This is a genomic window from Pantoea sp. T14 (assembly GCF_036663535.1).
Classification (GTDB): Bacteria; Pseudomonadota; Gammaproteobacteria; order Enterobacterales; family Enterobacteriaceae; genus Pantoea; species Pantoea phytostimulans.
Genome location: NZ_JAWUEB010000011.1, coordinates 62,904 through 78,248 on the forward strand (window position 1 = coordinate 62,904; position 15,345 = coordinate 78,248).

Below are 15,345 nucleotides of genomic sequence, written 5' to 3' on the forward strand. Positions count from 1 at the left end.
AATCCGCATAATAAAAAAGGGCGATTTCTCGCCCTCTTCAGTTTACTTGCGTCGCCAGGTTGATCCCTGCGGGCCGTCTTCAACTATTACGCCGAGTTCGATCAGCTTGTCGCGTGCCACATCGGCTTGCGCCCAATCTTTAGCCGCTCGGGCTTCGGCGCGGGTTTTCACCCAATGCTCAATTTCCGCCACTTCTTCATCGTTCACCTGCGCGCCACTTTGCAGGAATTGCTCAGGATCCTGCTGCAGAATGCCAAGAACGTTGGCAATTTCACGCAGTTTTGCCGCCAATCCATTCGCCGATGCTGCATCTTCACCTTTCAGGCGATTCACTTCACGCGCCATGTCGAACAGCACTGAATAAGCTTCAGGGGTATTAAAATCATCATCCATCGCGGCACGGAAACGGGCCTCGAAATCATTGCCACCGCTCGCCGCCACGCTGTTATCCGTGTGGCGCAGCGCAGTATAAAGACGCTCTAAGGCGGCACGCGCCTGATTCAAGTTATCTTCACCGTAATTAAGCTGACTACGGTAGTGGCCAGACATCAGGAAGTAACGCACCGTTTCTGCATCGTAATGCTGCAGCACGTCCCGCACGGTGAAGAAATTACCCAGCGATTTGGACATCTTTTCGCGGTCTACCATCACCATACCGGAATGCATCCAGTAATTGACGTAAGGCCCGTCATGCGCGCAGGTTGACTGAGCAATCTCATTTTCATGGTGCGGGAACATCAAATCAGAACCGCCGCCGTGGATATCAAAATGCTCGCCCAGTTGCTTGCAGTTCATGGCCGAGCACTCAATGTGCCAGCCCGGACGACCATTTCCCCACGGCGAGGACCACGCCGGTTCGTCCGCTTTCGACATTTTCCACAACACGAAATCCATGGGATTACGTTTCACTTCTGCCACTTCAACACGCGCACCGGCTTGCAGTTGATCCAGATCCTGTCGCGAAAGCGCGCCGTAATCGGTGTCGCTCATGACATCGAACATCACGTCGCCGTTGTCCGCGACGTAGGCATGATCGCGTGCAATCAGCTTCTCAACCAGCTCAATAATTTCCGCAATATGACGCGTGGCGCGTGGTTCTTGATCTGGCGGAAGAATACCCAACGCCGCAAAATCCTTATGCATCTCTGCAATCATGCGGTTGGTCAGGGTTTCAATACTCTCACCGTTTTCGTTAGCACGATTGATGATCTTGTCATCAATATCGGTGATGTTGCGCACATAGTTCAGATCATAACCGGTATAACGTAAATAGCGCGCTACCACGTCAAATGCCACAAACGTCCGACCATGACCAATGTGACAGAGGTCGTACACCGTGATGCCGCATACATACATACCGATCTTACCGGCATGGATGGGTTTGAATTCCTCTTTCTGTCGACTCAGGGTGTTATAGATCTTAAGCATTGAACGTTTCCGTATTAACGTGTGCGGTTGGCACTTATTTTGGGTATTTAGACATTGTGCCGTATTTTTAACGCTCGTGCGATGCAAAGCAAGCCAACTGCGCCGCCCTGCTGACGCGTCATTGCAAATTATGATATAAGAACCGTCGAGAAAAATGGGCACGCCATTCTATGATGCGGCCTGAGTGACTGACGACAACCTTTACAGGACAACAAAAATGGTAACTTTCCAGACGAACCATGGCGATATCGTGATCAAAACCTTCGATGACAAAGCGCCGGCAACCGTACAGAACTTTCTGGATTATTGCCGTGAAGGTTTCTACGACAACACCATTTTCCATCGCGTAATTAACGGTTTCATGGTTCAGGGCGGCGGTTTTGAGCCGGGCATGAAGCAGAAAGCGACGAAAGAAGAGATTCGTAACGAAGCCAACAACGGCCTGAAGAACACCCGCGGTACTCTGGCGATGGCGCGTACTTCTGCTCCACACTCCGCGACTGCCCAGTTCTTCATTAACGTCGCTGACAACGACTTCCTGAACTTCCGTGACGAAAGCCTGCAAGGCTGGGGTTACTGCGTGTTCGCTGAAGTGGTTGAAGGCATGGACGTGGTTGAGAAAATCAAAGCGGTAGCAACGGGCCGCAGCGGCATGCACCAGGATGTGCCAAAAGATGACGTTGTCATCCAGAAAGTGACCGTTAGCGAGTAATGTCGCGCACGTTATTTATTGCAGATTTACATCTGTGCCAGGAAGAACCGGCGATTACCGCCGGTTTTCTGCATTTTTTACAGCGCGAAGCGCCGCATTGCGACGCGTTGTATATCCTTGGCGATCTGTTTGAAGCCTGGATTGGCGATGACGACCCCAATCCGCTGCATCAAAAAATCGCGAATGCACTGCGCGCCCTACCCGTACCGGTTTACTTTATTCATGGTAACCGCGATTTCCTGATTGGCCGACGCTTTGCGCGCGACAGCGGCATGACGCTACTCCCAGAAGAGCAGGTTCTTGAACTGTACGGTCATCGATTACTGATCATGCATGGCGATACATTATGTACTGACGATCAAGGCTATCAACGCTTTCGCGCTAAGGTGCATCAACGCTGGATTCAGACGCTGTTTCTCGCGCTGCCACTGTTTATTCGTAAACGCATCGCAACGCGCATGCGTGCCGACAGCAAACAAGCTAATCAGCATAAGTCGTTGACCATCATGGATGTTAATCAGCAGGCTGTTGAAGCCGCGATGCAACGCCAGCAGGTACGTCTGCTGATTCATGGACATACACATCGCCCCGCTATTCACGCTCTGACGCTGCAAGGCAAAGCTGCTGAGCGTGCCGTTTTAGGCGCTTGGCATAGCGAAGGCTCAATGATCCAATTGGACGCCAGCGGTATTCAACTGATCGAATTTAACTTTTAAAAATCGGGCTGAATTGGCCCGTTTTAGCCCGACGCAACCGTTTTCCTTGCTCTCTTCTCATGCTATTCTCTGTGCCCTTCAAAACCTGTCCGCCCGGCCAGGTCTGTTTGTTTATTCACAGGAGTTGACCGCATGTCATCCAACGCCGCCCCGGCTCGCATTGCTATTGTTATGGGTTCCAAAAGTGACTGGGCCACCATGCAGTTCGCTGAGGAAATTCTGACCAGCCTGGACGTGCCCTTCCATGTTGAAGTGGTTTCAGCGCACCGCACGCCGGATAAATTGTTTAGCTTTGCCGAAACGGCTGCTGAAAATGGCTATCAGGTGATTATCGCGGGTGCAGGTGGCGCGGCACATCTGCCTGGCATGCTGGCGGCTAAAACCTTGCTGCCCGTGTTGGGTGTTCCAGTGCAGAGTGCAGCACTCAGCGGTGTCGACAGCCTCTACTCCATTGTGCAGATGCCACGCGGTATTCCCGTTGGCACCTTAGCCATCGGCAAAGCGGGTGCTGCCAATGCGGCGCTGCTGGCGGCACAGATTCTGGCGATTCATGACGCGGCGCTGGCTTCCCGCCTCGCCATCTGGCGTCAAACGCAAACTGACGACGTGCTGAATAACCCGGACCCGCGGGTGGAAGCATGAAGCCGGTTTGTGTTTTAGGAAATGGTCAACTGGGCCGTATGCTGCGCCAGGCGGGTGAACCGCTGGGTATTGCCGTTTATCCTGTGGGTTTGGACGCTGATCCCGATGCGCTGCCGATTGCTGAAAGCGTGATTACCGCCGAGATTGAACGCTGGCCTGAAACGGCATTGACGCGCGAACTGGCGAGTCATCCGGCTTTCGTGAACCGCGATATCTTTCCTCGCCTGGCCGATCGCCTCACGCAGAAGCAGCTGCTTGACCAGCTCAATCTTGCTACCGCACCCTGGCAGTTGCTGGCCAATAAACAAGAATGGCCAGCGGTGTTTAAAACGCTGGGTGAACTGGCCATCGTGAAGCGCCGCACGGGCGGTTACGATGGCCGTGGTCAATGGCGTTTGCGTGCCAATGAAACGGACTCGTTGCCAGACGAATGCTACGGCGAATGTATTGTTGAGCAAGGCATCAACTTTTTAGGTGAGGTGTCACTGGTCGGCGCACGCGGTCAGGATGGCAACACTGTGTTCTATCCGCTGACTCATAATCTCCATCAGGATGGCATTCTCCGCACCAGCGTGGCTTTTCCGCAGGCAGACAGCGCTCAGCAGCAGCAGGCTGAAGCGATGCTCAGCGCCATCATGCATGAACTGAACTATGTTGGTGTGATGGCGATGGAGTGTTTTGTCACACCAGCAGGTTTACTGATCAACGAACTGGCTCCACGCGTGCACAACAGTGGCCACTGGACGCAAAATGGCGCTTCAATTAGCCAGTTCGAACTGCATCTGCGGGCGATATTGGGTCTGGCGCTGCCAAAACCGGTGGTTATTGCCCCTTCGGTGATGGTGAACTTGATTGGTACCGCCGTGAATCTCAACTGGCTGCAGCAGCCGCTGGTACACCTGCATTGGTACGACAAAGAAGTGCGTGCGGGTCGTAAAGTTGGCCATCTGAATTTGACCGACAACGATCAGGCACGTTTGAAAGCGTCACTGAATGCGTTGGTGTCACAGCTTCCAGAAGAGTATGTGAGCGGTATTGCCTGGGCAGTGGCTAAATTATAACGCTTTGCCTGTTGTTCCCTCTTCTCTGACAGAGGGAACAATCCATTCCATCTTTGCGCGTTAATCTCTCATCTTCATCGCAACGTGATACCACTCATTCAAATGCGTTATTTGGTAGCCGTGCGCGGTAAATAGCGTGTTCAAAGAAGCTTCAGAATAGAGGGTGATGTGGCCATTACGCGGCGCAATATACCAATTGTTCATTCCTTGATGACTGACTGAGTCATGGGTTCCGGTACTGAAATAAAACACCCCGCCTTTTTTCAAAAAGCGCGTAATTTCTGCAACGGTTTGATGCGGATCTGGCGTGTGCTCAAGCACCTCAAAGCAAGTTATAAAATCATAGGCAGCCGTTTCGGGATAATCACCTGCAATGAACGGATCCCAGGCGATCATATCGATCCCTTCTTCTCGCATTAATTTCGCCAGCGTGCCGCTGCCGCCACCGTAATCCAGCATCTTGCTGCCATGATAGCGTTTGAATAATTGCAGAATAAAATCACGGTTTTTAAGCGGGCGGTTGATCTCATAATTAGGATCGAATTGCGCATAATCCTCGTTATAAATGTGCTGCTGGTAATCTGCCGGACGCCAGTCATCCAGCGCATGGGTATAAATCAAACCACACTGCTGACACTGATGATAATAAATCGCAACCCCGGTAAGGGGATAAACATAGCGGTTCACATTGTTGGCATAACAAGCGGTATTAAAATCGGTAACGCCATAGAGCGTGGCGCGGCCCTGGCAAATTTTGCAGCAGGCAGTGTCAGTAACGGGCTTGATGGCAAGGGGGTGCGATAAAGGTGAATGTGACAATGTAAGCGACTCTTTGCGGAATAATTGACCTGATTATTTCAAACGACACGTCCAGACCAGGTCTTAAGTCTGGCCTGGACGTTTAGTGCTATCCGGCGCTAAAACTTTTGAACAGCGCCTCTCCTTTCAACAACCGCACGCCCAGCCAGCCACCACACACCGACAGCAGCAGCGCACCGCCGATCGGCAAGGCTAGCCACAGCGTCCAGTCAGGCTGCCAGGGAAAGTCGAAAATTTTACGCTGCAATCCCCACAAAGCCGCTTCCGCTCCTAATGCCGCCGCCACACCCGATACCACACCGAGCAGCGCAAATTCACACCACAGTGTGGATCGCAATAAACGTTTGCTGGCCCCCAACGTCCGATACACCACCAACTCCTGACGGCGTTGTCGCATACCGACTTGAATTTGTGCCATCAACAGCAATACGCCACAAGCCGTAACCAACACCACCATGATTTCCAGTGCCTGGCTTACCTGCGCCAGTACCTGTCCGATCTGCCGCATGATACTGCCGATATCGAGCAGACTCAGCGTGGGAAACTGGCGATTTAGCTGTGCCAGCAAAGCGGGATTGTTATCCATGCGGAAACTGGTTAACCAGGTTTGCGGCTGTGCGTCCAGTGCGCCAGGTGGAAAGATAAAGAAGAAGTTAGGTCGCAAACTCTCCCAGTCCACTTTGCGCAGGCTGGTGATTTTGGCGCTGAACTTTTGCGTATCACCCTCGAAGGTCAAGGTATCCCCGAGTTTCAGTCCCAGCCGGTCAGCCAGCTCAACCTCCATCGACACTTCACCCGTTTTTGGAGGCCAGTTGCCCGCTACCAGCGGATTGTGTTCAGGGCGCTCAGTGAGCGAGGTTAAATTGAGTTCACGGTTTAAAGCGTTATCCATTTTGGGATCCGCCTCTTTACCGTTTAACTCACTTAATCTGACCCGAGCGATAGGGTAAAAGGTTTCCGGTTTGATCTGATGCGCCTGCAAGAAATCCCGCACCTGCGGTACCTGATCTTCTGTCATGTTCAGCAGAAAGAAGTTTGGACTGTCTGCAGGGAGCTGCTGCTGCCAGCGATCCAGTAAATCGCCGCGCATGACTAACAACAGTGCTAACAACATAAATGACAGCGAAAATGCAGAAAGCTGGCTAAGCGTGATGCCGGGCTGACGCAGCAGACGATTGATTGCCAGCCTTAGCGCCAGATTACGCACCACTAAACGGCGCAGCAGCAGCAGCGTTGCCCAGCCGAGCAGCGACAGCAACGCAGCCAGCAACACCACACCCGCCAGCAGCGCCCACAGCATTTTGCTGCCGCCGACCAGCAGCGCCAGCAAGACAACGACCAGCGCACCCATGGCAGGAAGGTAGAATTTTAATGGCCAGATATTCGCCACCGCATCCCGTCGCAGGACGCGTAATGGCTGCGTCGCCAGCAGCAAGCGATAGGGCCGCAATCCCACCAGTAGCGAAATCACGAACAGTGAACCCACCGCCCACACCCACGGCCACAAGCTGGCAGCGGGCAAGCTGGCCGGCAGCACCGGTTTCAGCATCGCCATTAACAGCGCTTCAACGCCCTGCCCGACCATGCTGCCGCACACTGCCGCCAGCAGCAGCACCGCCAGCCATTGACCAATCAGCAGCTTTTGCAAGGCGCCGTGCGTGGCACCCAGCGTTTTCAACACTGCGACTAAATCGTAACGGCTGCGACAGTAATGGCTCATTGCCACCGCTACCGCCGCAATCGCCAACATCAATGTTAGCAGAGCTGAAAGCAGCAAAAATTGCTGAGCACGCTGCATCGAGCGACCTAATGCATCTTCGGAATTTTCGATACTGGACCAGCGCTGATCGGCTTTCAGCTGCGGCTGAATCCAGCGGTCATAATTCGCCAACTGCTCAGATTCACCAGAAAATTTATAGCGCCAGGTCAGCCGGCTGCCTGGTTGAATGGCACCGGTTTTTGCTGCGTCTGCCAGATTGATCAACAAGCGCGGCGCCATCTGAAACGGATTAAAGCCGCCATCCGGTTCCTGAATCACCTCCCCGACAATGCGCAGCGTGGTGTCCCCGACATCCAATCGATCGCCGACTTTTAAATTCAGCAGCGCCATTAAACGTGGGGCCGCCAGCGCTGTGCCTTCAACCGGTTTCAGACCCGGCGGATCGGTTTGCAAATCACCAAACATTGGATAGTGATTATCAACCGCTTTTACCGAGGCCAGCTGCGGCGTTTGTTCAGCAAAAGTCATGGTCATAAAGCTCAGCTGACTGCTGACTGACAATCCCTCTTCACGCGCTTTCGCTAGCCAGGCATCAGGCACCACATCGCTGCTGCGCAAGGTGCGATCACCCGCCATGAAATCCCGACTTTGCTGACTTAGCCCCTTTTCCATTCGGTCACTGATGGAACCCAATGCCAGCACGCAAGCGACCGCCAGCGTCAATGCGAGCCAAACGATCAGCAGCGAGGGCGAGCGCCACTCACGCCAAAACCAGCGCCAAATCATTGCTCCTCCCACAGCTTGCCATCGCGCAACCGTAAACGCCGATCGCAGCGCGCCGCCAATTGTTCATCATGCGTGACCAAAATCAGCGTGGTCGCAAAATCGCGGTTGAGTGAGAACAGTAAATCGGCAATACGATCGCCGGTTTTACGATCCAGATTACCGGTGGGCTCATCAGCAAACAGCAAGCCGGGCCGACCGTTAAAAGCACGTGCCAGCGCCACACGCTGCTGCTCACCACCGGAAAGTTGCGCGGGCAGATGATGCAGACGCTCACCTAATCCCAACTGATTAAGCAGTTCTCGTGCCTGCTCGCGGCTTTGGCGATCGCTGTCGCCACGTAACAGCGCGGGCAACTGCACATTTTCCTGCGCATTTAGCGTTGGGACTAACATAAATGATTGAAAAACAAAGCCGACTTGCTTAGCACGCAGCGCGGCGCGTTGCTCCTCGTTCATCTGATGCAACGGCTTGCCCATCAGATTCACCTCGCCGCTGCTGCCATCATCGAGGCCAGCTAAAATACCGAGTAACGTGGATTTTCCTGAACCTGATTCGCCAATCAACGCGATGGTTTCAGCCGGTTTGACAACTAACTCAACTCCGGTAAGGATGGTCAGCTGATGCTCTCCCTGACCGACGGACTTAGTAAGATGATGAACTTCAACAACGTTTTCCGCTGGCATTATCCCTTCCTGTTATTGTGTCTTCTGCTGGTGTCTCGTCTTGCTGCGGCTGATACCCTGATGGTATTGGGCGACAGCCTCAGCGCCGGTTACCGTATGTCGGCTTCCGCCGCCTGGCCCAGTCTGCTCAATAAACAGTGGCAACAGCAACCCAGAGTGATTAACGCCAGTATTAGCGGCGATACCGCTGCACAAGGACTGGCGCGTTTACCGTCGCTATTAAAACAGCATCAACCACAATGGGTGTTAATCGAATTGGGCGGTAATGACGGTCTGCGTGGATTTCCGCCTGATGCCATCGCCCTGAATCTGCGCAAAGTGATCGACGACGTAAAAGCAGCCAACGCGAAACCCCTGCTAATGCAGATTCGTTTACCGGCCAATTATGGACGTCGTTATACGGAAGCGTTCAGCGGGATCTATCCCGATCTGGCACAGCAGTACAACATTCCTCTGGTGCCCTTTTTCATGGAGCAGGTTTACCTGAAACCTGAGTGGATGCAGCAGGACGGCATTCATCCAAACCCTGATGCACAACCTTTTATTGCCAATTTAATGGCAAAAGAACTCGCTCCTTTAGTTAAGCAGCAGTAGCGACAATGAGCGCGAAAATGGGTAAATAAATGCAAAGAACCGTGGTAATAACCGGCTGTTCCAGCGGAATTGGGCTGGCTGCCGCCAACGATCTGCTGACACGCGGCTACAAAGTCATTGCTGCCTGTCGTAAAACAGAAGACGTTGCGCGGATGAATACGCTCGGTTTTATTGGGCTGCAATTGGATCTCGACGATCCCGCGAGCGTAGATCGTGCCGCTGATGACGTGATCGCCCTAACGGAAAACCGCCTGTTTGCTCTGTTTAACAATGGCGGCTTTGGCGTATATGGGCCGCTGCATACACTTTCTCGCCAACAGCTGGAGCAGCAATTCTCGACGAACTTTTTCGGTACGCACCAATTCACGATGCGCTTGCTGCCCGCACTGCAAGCCAGCGGGAATGGGCGCATTATTAATACCAGCTCGGTGTTAGGTCTCATTTCTACACCTGGCCGTGGTGCTTATGCCGCCAGCAAATATGCGCTGGAAGCGTGGAGCGATGCGCTTCGCCTGGAAGTTTACCGCAGCGGCGTGCGTGTCAGCCTGATTGAACCCGGTCCGATCAAAACGCAATTCACCGACAACGTAACGCAAGGTGAGCAAAATAAACCGGTGCGCAATCCCGGTATCGCCGCACGTTTTACTTTGCCGCCAGAAGCCATTCTGCCTAAATTGCGCCATGCTTTGGAGAGCAAACATCCGCGTTTGCGTTATCCAGTGACGCTGGTCGCACACATTATGGGCTTGCTGAAACGTTTGCTTCCGGGCTGGATGATGGATCGCATTTTGCGTAGCCATTAACCGCTCAACCTGAATTCAACTTGAAGCGCGGCCCGTTGGCCCCATATTCTTAGAACACTTTCTGCAAAGAGACTTATTCATGTCACCACAAGCTTCGATTATCGACATCAACGAATCCAACCTGCATCAGATTCTTGAGCAGTCGGCACAGCTGCCCGTGCTGTTTTACTTTTGGTCTGAGCGTAGCCAGCATTGTCAGGAGCTTACCCCATTACTGGAGCGCTTAGCTCAGGAATACGCGGGTCAGTTTATCCTTGCCAAACTCGATTGCGATAAAGAGCAAATGGTGGCGTCGCAGTTTGGATTGCGCTCTATCCCAACGGTTTATCTGTTCCAGAACGGTCAGCCCGTTGATGGTTTCCAGGGACCGCAACCGGAAGAGGCAGTTCGTGCCCTGCTGGAAAAAGTTTTACCACGTGAAGAAGAGCTGAAAGCGCAGCAAGCCATGGCGCTGATCGACGAAGGTAAACCGCTTGAAGCGTTGCCGCTGCTGAAAGATGCCTGGCAATTGAGCAACCAAATGAGCGAAATCGGCTTTCTGCTGGCAGAAGTATTGATTACGCTGAACCGCAGCGATGAAGCAGAAGCCGTGCTAAAAGTGGTGCCGCTTCAGGATCAGGATACCCGCTATCAAAGCCTGATCGCCCAGATCGAGTTGCTGAAGCAAGCCGCCGATACGCCAGAGATTCAGCAGTTACAATCCCAGTTAGAAAGCGATCCTTCTAACGCTGAACTGGCTGCTAAACTTTCGTTACAGCTGCATCAGGTTGGCCGCAACGAAGAAGCGCTGGAACTGCTGTTTAGCTTCCTTAAAACCGATTTGAACGCGGCTGACGGTCAGGCGCGGAAAATGCTGCAAGAAATTTTGGCTGCGCTAGGGACCGGCGATGCACTCGCCGCGCGCTATCGCCGCCAGCTTTACTCACTGCTCTACTAGGTGAGTAACAACGGGCCGAAGCGACTCGGCCCGTCAATCTGACAATCTGGAGGTTATATGTTGACTGTTATTCCGGTACTCATTGTACTGGCGCTGGTGGCTGTGTGGGCCTGTGTCAAAATTGTACCGCAAGGTTTTCAATGGACGGTGGAACGCTTTGGTCGTTACACCCGAACATTGCAACCAGGTTTAAGTCTGGTAGTGCCGTTTATGGATCGTGTGGGTCGCAAGATCAACATGATGGAACGGGTGCTGGATATCCCATCGCAAGAGATCATTTCTAAAGACAACGCTAATGTCACCATCGACGCCGTCTGTTTCATTCAGGCCGTTGATCCGGCTCGCGCCGCCTATGAAGTCAGTAACCTTGAGTTGGCGATCATTAATCTCACCATGACAAACATGCGTACTGTGCTTGGCAGCATGGAACTAGACGAAATGTTATCGCAGCGCGACAGCATCAATACGCGTTTACTGCACATCGTTGATGAAGCAACTAATCCGTGGGGCGTGAAAATTACCCGCATCGAAATTCGCGATGTGCGTCCGCCGCAAGAGTTGATTGGTGCCATGAATGCTCAGATGAAAGCAGAGCGAACCAAACGCGCTGACATCCTGACCGCTGAAGGTGTACGTCAGGCGGCTATTCTGCGCGCCGAGGGCGAAAAGCAGTCGCAAATACTCAAGGCCGAAGGCGAAAGAACTTCCGCATTTTTGCAGGCCGAAGCGCGTGAACGTCAGGCGGAAGCCGAAGCGCGTGCCACCAAAATGGTCTCCGAAGCGATTGCGGCGGGTGATATCCAGGCCATTAATTACTTCGTTGCTCAGAAATATACCGATGCATTGCAAAAAATTGGCGAGGCCAATAACAGCAAAGTGGTGATGATGCCGTTGGACGCCAGCAGCTTGCTGGGATCCGTCGCGGGTATCAGCGAGTTGCTTAAAGATTCACGTCCTGAGTCGAAACGCTGATGCTGGTCGATATTATTGCGCATCCCCACTGGTTCTGGCTGACCTTAGGTGGCCTGCTTTTAGCGGCTGAGATGCTCGGCACCAGCGGCTATTTACTGTGGAGCGGCCTGGCAGCAGTGATGGTGGGAATCATTGAGTGGTTTATTCCCTTTAGCTGGACGACCCAAGGCTCAATGTTTGCTGTGTTAACGCTGGTTTGCGTCTTCTTTTGGTATCGTTGGATCCGTTACCGTGAAGGCCAGCAGCAGCCAAACTCCCTTAATCAGCGCGGTAGCCAGATGATTGGCATGCACCTGACGCTTGATACGTCACTGATAAACGGCTTGGGTCACGTACGCATCGGCGACAGCAGTTGGCGCGTACAGGCCGAACAAGATTTAGTGGCGGGAACCCAGGTTGAAGTGATTGCCGTTGAAGGCATCACGTTGCGCATTCAGCCACGCTTTCCTGCCGTGTGAGTACAGCAGCCTGTTAGGTTATTGATGATGGGGCATTCAGCGCTGTCATCGCCCGGACAGGCTTCAGCCAGCGCTAATAATCGGGCGCGCATGGCGTGTAATTCTTCAATGTGCGCCGCAATTTCATCTGCTTTTTGTAGCGTTCTCGCTTTCACATCTGCGCTGTGGCGAGCGGGATCGTTAAACAGCATCACCAGTTCGCGGCACTCATCAAGGGTGAAGCCAACCTGTCGCGCCTGGCGCAATAAGTTGAGTTCTTCAATATGATGCGGATTATAGCTGCGGTAACCATTTTCACTGCGCAGTGGCGGCGTGACGACGCCCTTCTCTTCATAAAACCGAATCGCTTTGCTGGTCAGCCCGGTTTTGTTTGCAACATCGCTGATGTTCATTTTCTCTCCTTGACCTTCCCCTTGATGGAAGGTTTACGCTTTATAACTAATCGAAAGTGACCGCCCGGTCAAATGTCATGAAACGAGGAGTTAAGCATGTCACAGACTATTTCTTTGGCGCTGGATGGATTGACCTGCGGCCATTGCGTTAAACGCGTAAAAGAGGCGCTGGAACAGCGCAGCGATGTTAAACAGGCCGACGTCACGCAGCAGGAGGCGCAAATTGTCAGCGATGCTGATGCTGCCGAACTGATTGCGACGGTTGAAGCAGCAGGTTATCAAGCCACATTAAAAGCAGACGACAGCTACCCAAAGGCTGAACCGTTGACAGCAACAGAGCCGACGCCGAAGGCGCTGACAACGGAGTCCTTTTCTCAACCGGCAGAAAAAGTGCTACCCGCGCATTTTTTACTGATTGACGGCATGAGCTGTGCCAGTTGCGTTAGTCGGGTTGAAAAAGCGCTGCAACAGGTGAAGGGCGTGAGTCAGGCGCGCGTCAATTTAGGCGAGCGTAGCGCACTGGTGTTGGGCAACGTTGAGCCACAGCAGTTAGTGGCGGCCGTTGATGCCGCAGGCTACGGCGCGCAAGTCATTGAAGATGAGCAGGAACGCCGTGAGAAACAGCAAAACAGTGCCCGCAAAGCCATGCGACGTTTTAGCTGGCAAGCAGCTTTAGCGCTGCTGTTTGGCGTGCCGCTGATGATCTGGGGCATGGCTGGCGACATGATGCTGAGTGCCAGCAATCACTCAACCTGGCGGGTGTTGGGTATTATTACGCTGTTAGTCATGGTCATCAGCGGTAATCACTTTTATCGCAGCGCCTGGCGCAGCTTGCTTAATGGTGCTGCCACCATGGATACCTTGGTGGCACTTGGTACGGCTGCGGCATGGATCTACTCCTTCAGCGTGGTGTTGTGGCCAGACTTCTTTCCTCTACAGGCGCGCCACCTCTATTTCGAAGCCAGCGTAATGATTATCGGCCTGATCAATCTCGGGCATGCACTGGAACAGCGTGCGCGTCAGCGTTCATCCAAAGCGCTGGAGCGCCTCCTCGATCTCACTCCCGCACAAGCTCGCGTAATAACTGAAGAAGGTGAATCGCTGCTGCCGGTTAGCGCAGTGCAATCGGGTATGACGTTGCGATTAGTAACCGGCGATCGCGTCCCCGTGGATGGCGAGATTCAGGACGGCGAAGCCTGGTTAGATGAAGCGATGCTAACGGGTGAAGCCGTGCCGCAGGGTAAATCCACAGGGGATAAGATTTACGCGGGCACGCTGGTTCAGGATGGTGCGGTGCGCTTCATCGCCAGCGCCACCGGTAATCACACGGCGCTGTCGCGTATTATTCATTTAGTGCGTCAGGCGCAAAGCAGTAAACCTGACGTTGGCCGCTTAGCCGACCGCATTTCAGCCGTGTTTGTTCCTGTGGTGGTGGCGATAGCGGTGATCAGCGGTTTGATTTGGTATCTTTTCGGACCACAGCCGCAAATCGCTTACACGCTGGTTATCGCCACCACCGTGTTAATCATCGCCTGCCCTTGTGCGCTGGGTTTAGCCACGCCGATGTCGATCATCGCGGGTGTCGGTCGCGCTGCTGAGCTAGGCGTGCTGGTGCGCGATGCCGATGCACTACAACGTGCCAGCAAAGTAGACACCTTGGTGTTCGACAAAACCGGTACGCTCACAGCAGGCCGACCGCAGGTGACTGACATTATTGCCTGGGGCGATGCCGATCGTCATACCATTTTGCAGGCTGCCGCCGCACTTGAGCAATCAGCCAGTCATCCGTTGGCAAAAGCCATCGTGGCTGAAGCGGGTGAAGCTAAACGGCCTGACGTTGAGCAATTTCGTACAATACGCGGCAAAGGCATCAGCGGCATACTCAACGACAAGTCGTTACTGTTGGGTAATGTGGCGCTGATGCGCGATCACCATATCGAGTGCCATTCTGCTCAAGCTGATATTGATCGGCTTACCCAGCAAGGCGCAACGCCAGTGTTGCTGGCGCAGGACGGTAAATTAGCGGGTTTGATTGCCTTGCGCGACACCTTACGTGACAGTAGCCGTGATGCTCTCCAGCGGCTCCATCAGTCTGGATATCGTCTGATCATGTTAACCGGCGATCATGAAAAAACGGCACGCGCTATCGCCGCAGAAGCCGGTATTGATGAAGTGATCGCTGGCGTGCTGCCGGAAGGCAAAGCGGATGCGATAGCGTATCTGCAGCAGCAAGGCCGCGTGGTTGCCATGATTGGCGATGGCATCAATGATGCACCTGCGCTGGCGCAGGCGGATGTCGGCATTGCAATGGGTGGCGGCAGTGATGTGGCGGTAGAAACGGCGGCGATTACCTTAATGCGCGCCGATCTCAACAGCGTTGCGGATGCTTTAGCGCTCTCTTCAGCAACATTGCGTAATATTCGACAGAACTTATTTGGCGCCTTTATTTATAACAGTATCGGCATTCCTGTCGCCGCTGGCGTGCTTTATCCGCTAACCGGCATGCTGTTGAGTCCGATTGTGGCAGGCGCAGCGATGGCGCTCTCATCAATAACCGTAGTCAGTAATGCCAATCGCCTGCTACGTTATCGTCCGCCACGTCAGCAATAGCCGTTACGGCGC

At 53.4% G+C, this 15,345-nt stretch carries 15 protein-coding genes; 10 read left to right on the plus strand and 5 right to left on the minus strand.

Features of this window, described 5'->3' with window-relative positions; genetic code table 11:
* Nucleotides 1-42: 42 nt before the first annotated feature.
* Nucleotides 43-1,428, minus strand: a complete 1,386-nt coding sequence (cysS, locus tag SC127_RS04000; RefSeq protein ID WP_332625331.1) for a cysteine--tRNA ligase — start codon at nucleotides 1,426-1,428, stop codon at nucleotides 43-45.
* Between the two features lie 217 nt (nucleotides 1,429-1,645).
* Here cysS and ppiB point away from each other — a divergent pair, with 217 nt between their 5' ends.
* The 4 genes from ppiB (at nucleotide 1,646) to purK (ending at nucleotide 4,559) form a co-directional block, all read left to right on the plus strand.
* Entirely contained in the window at nucleotides 1,646-2,140 is a 495-nt protein-coding gene (gene ppiB, locus SC127_RS04005) for a peptidylprolyl isomerase B (protein ID WP_215847394.1), read from the plus strand.
* A complete protein-coding gene (gene lpxH, locus SC127_RS04010) occupies nucleotides 2,140-2,856 on the plus strand; it encodes a UDP-2,3-diacylglucosamine diphosphatase (RefSeq protein ID WP_243078371.1) in 717 nt (238 codons plus the stop codon). Before ppiB ends, lpxH begins: the two co-directional genes overlap by 1 nt.
* A gap of 132 nt (nucleotides 2,857-2,988) precedes the next feature.
* Nucleotides 2,989-3,498, plus strand: a complete 510-nt coding sequence (purE, locus tag SC127_RS04015; RefSeq protein ID WP_243078372.1) for a 5-(carboxyamino)imidazole ribonucleotide mutase — start codon at nucleotides 2,989-2,991, stop codon at nucleotides 3,496-3,498.
* Nucleotides 3,495-4,559 (plus strand): 5-(carboxyamino)imidazole ribonucleotide synthase, encoded by a 1,065-nt coding sequence (gene purK, locus SC127_RS04020; protein ID WP_332625334.1) that lies wholly within the window; start codon nucleotides 3,495-3,497, stop codon nucleotides 4,557-4,559. Before purE ends, purK begins: the two co-directional genes overlap by 4 nt.
* Before the next feature lie 60 nt (nucleotides 4,560-4,619).
* Here the strand turns inward: purK and SC127_RS04025 are convergent, their stop codons facing one another.
* The 3 genes from SC127_RS04025 to ybbA all read right to left on the minus strand — a co-directional run bounded on the left by SC127_RS04025 (nucleotide 4,620) and on the right by ybbA (nucleotide 8,567).
* Nucleotides 4,620-5,378, minus strand: coding sequence for a class I SAM-dependent methyltransferase (locus SC127_RS04025; protein ID WP_332625336.1), 759 nt, complete (start codon nucleotides 5,376-5,378; stop codon nucleotides 4,620-4,622).
* 88 nt (nucleotides 5,379-5,466) lie between these two features.
* The gene (ybbP, locus tag SC127_RS04030; RefSeq protein WP_332625338.1) at nucleotides 5,467-7,884 is read right to left on the minus strand and encodes a putative ABC transporter permease subunit YbbP; all 2,418 of its coding nucleotides are present in this window, start codon (nucleotides 7,882-7,884) and stop codon (nucleotides 5,467-5,469) included.
* Nucleotides 7,881-8,567, minus strand: coding sequence for a putative ABC transporter ATP-binding protein YbbA (gene ybbA, locus SC127_RS04035; protein WP_215847397.1), 687 nt, complete (start codon nucleotides 8,565-8,567; stop codon nucleotides 7,881-7,883). Before ybbA ends, ybbP begins: the two co-directional genes overlap by 4 nt.
* Here ybbA and tesA point away from each other — a divergent pair.
* The 5 genes from tesA (at nucleotide 8,535) to SC127_RS04060 (ending at nucleotide 12,331) form a co-directional block, all read left to right on the plus strand.
* Entirely contained in the window at nucleotides 8,535-9,161 is a 627-nt protein-coding gene (gene tesA, locus SC127_RS04040; RefSeq protein WP_215847398.1) for a multifunctional acyl-CoA thioesterase I/protease I/lysophospholipase L1, read from the plus strand. The genes ybbA and tesA overlap by 33 nt on opposite strands.
* 29 nt (nucleotides 9,162-9,190) lie before the next feature.
* Nucleotides 9,191-9,964 (plus strand): SDR family oxidoreductase, encoded by a 774-nt coding sequence (locus SC127_RS04045; protein ID WP_243078376.1) that lies wholly within the window; start codon nucleotides 9,191-9,193, stop codon nucleotides 9,962-9,964.
* A 79-nt stretch (nucleotides 9,965-10,043) separates the two neighbouring features.
* The gene (locus tag SC127_RS04050; RefSeq protein WP_215847400.1) at nucleotides 10,044-10,901 is read left to right on the plus strand and encodes a co-chaperone YbbN; all 858 of its coding nucleotides are present in this window, start codon (nucleotides 10,044-10,046) and stop codon (nucleotides 10,899-10,901) included.
* A 57-nt stretch (nucleotides 10,902-10,958) separates the two neighbouring features.
* Entirely contained in the window at nucleotides 10,959-11,873 is a 915-nt protein-coding gene (locus tag SC127_RS04055) for an SPFH domain-containing protein (protein WP_215847401.1), read from the plus strand.
* Nucleotides 11,873-12,331 (plus strand): NfeD family protein, encoded by a 459-nt coding sequence (locus SC127_RS04060; RefSeq protein WP_243078377.1) that lies wholly within the window; start codon nucleotides 11,873-11,875, stop codon nucleotides 12,329-12,331. Before SC127_RS04055 ends, SC127_RS04060 begins: the two co-directional genes overlap by 1 nt.
* Here SC127_RS04060 and cueR read toward each other — a convergent pair.
* A complete protein-coding gene (gene cueR, locus SC127_RS04065) occupies nucleotides 12,307-12,723 on the minus strand; it encodes a Cu(I)-responsive transcriptional regulator (protein WP_332625344.1) in 417 nt (138 codons plus the stop codon). The two genes, SC127_RS04060 and cueR, sit on opposite strands and share 25 nt — an antisense overlap.
* Nucleotides 12,724-12,819: 96 nt before the next feature.
* Here cueR and copA point away from each other — a divergent pair, with 96 nt between their 5' ends.
* A complete protein-coding gene (gene copA / locus SC127_RS04070; RefSeq protein ID WP_332625346.1) occupies nucleotides 12,820-15,333 on the plus strand; it encodes a copper-exporting P-type ATPase CopA in 2,514 nt (837 codons plus the stop codon).
* Nucleotides 15,334-15,345 lie beyond the last annotated feature (12 nt).

Coding starts and splice junctions, on each gene's coding strand:
- ybbP (WP_332625338.1), bottom strand. CDS start 7,884: ATGATTTGGCGCTGGTTTTGGCGTGAGTGGCGCTCGCCCTCGCTGCTG.
- purE (WP_243078372.1), top strand. CDS start 2,989: ATGTCATCCAACGCCGCCCCGGCTCGCATTGCTATTGTTATGGGTTCC.
- lpxH (WP_243078371.1), top strand. CDS start 2,140: ATGTCGCGCACGTTATTTATTGCAGATTTACATCTGTGCCAGGAAGAA.
- ppiB (WP_215847394.1), top strand. CDS start 1,646: ATGGTAACTTTCCAGACGAACCATGGCGATATCGTGATCAAAACCTTC.
- ybbA (WP_215847397.1), bottom strand. CDS start 8,567: ATGCCAGCGGAAAACGTTGTTGAAGTTCATCATCTTACTAAGTCCGTC.
- cysS (WP_332625331.1), bottom strand. CDS start 1,428: ATGCTTAAGATCTATAACACCCTGAGTCGACAGAAAGAGGAATTCAAA.
- cueR (WP_332625344.1), bottom strand. CDS start 12,723: ATGAACATCAGCGATGTTGCAAACAAAACCGGGCTGACCAGCAAAGCG.
- SC127_RS04045 (WP_243078376.1), top strand. CDS start 9,191: ATGCAAAGAACCGTGGTAATAACCGGCTGTTCCAGCGGAATTGGGCTG.
- SC127_RS04050 (WP_215847400.1), top strand. CDS start 10,044: ATGTCACCACAAGCTTCGATTATCGACATCAACGAATCCAACCTGCAT.
- purK (WP_332625334.1), top strand. CDS start 3,495: ATGAAGCCGGTTTGTGTTTTAGGAAATGGTCAACTGGGCCGTATGCTG.
- SC127_RS04055 (WP_215847401.1), top strand. CDS start 10,959: ATGTTGACTGTTATTCCGGTACTCATTGTACTGGCGCTGGTGGCTGTG.
- copA (WP_332625346.1), top strand. CDS start 12,820: ATGTCACAGACTATTTCTTTGGCGCTGGATGGATTGACCTGCGGCCAT.
- tesA (WP_215847398.1), top strand. CDS start 8,535: ATGATGAACTTCAACAACGTTTTCCGCTGGCATTATCCCTTCCTGTTA.
- SC127_RS04060 (WP_243078377.1), top strand. CDS start 11,873: ATGCTGGTCGATATTATTGCGCATCCCCACTGGTTCTGGCTGACCTTA.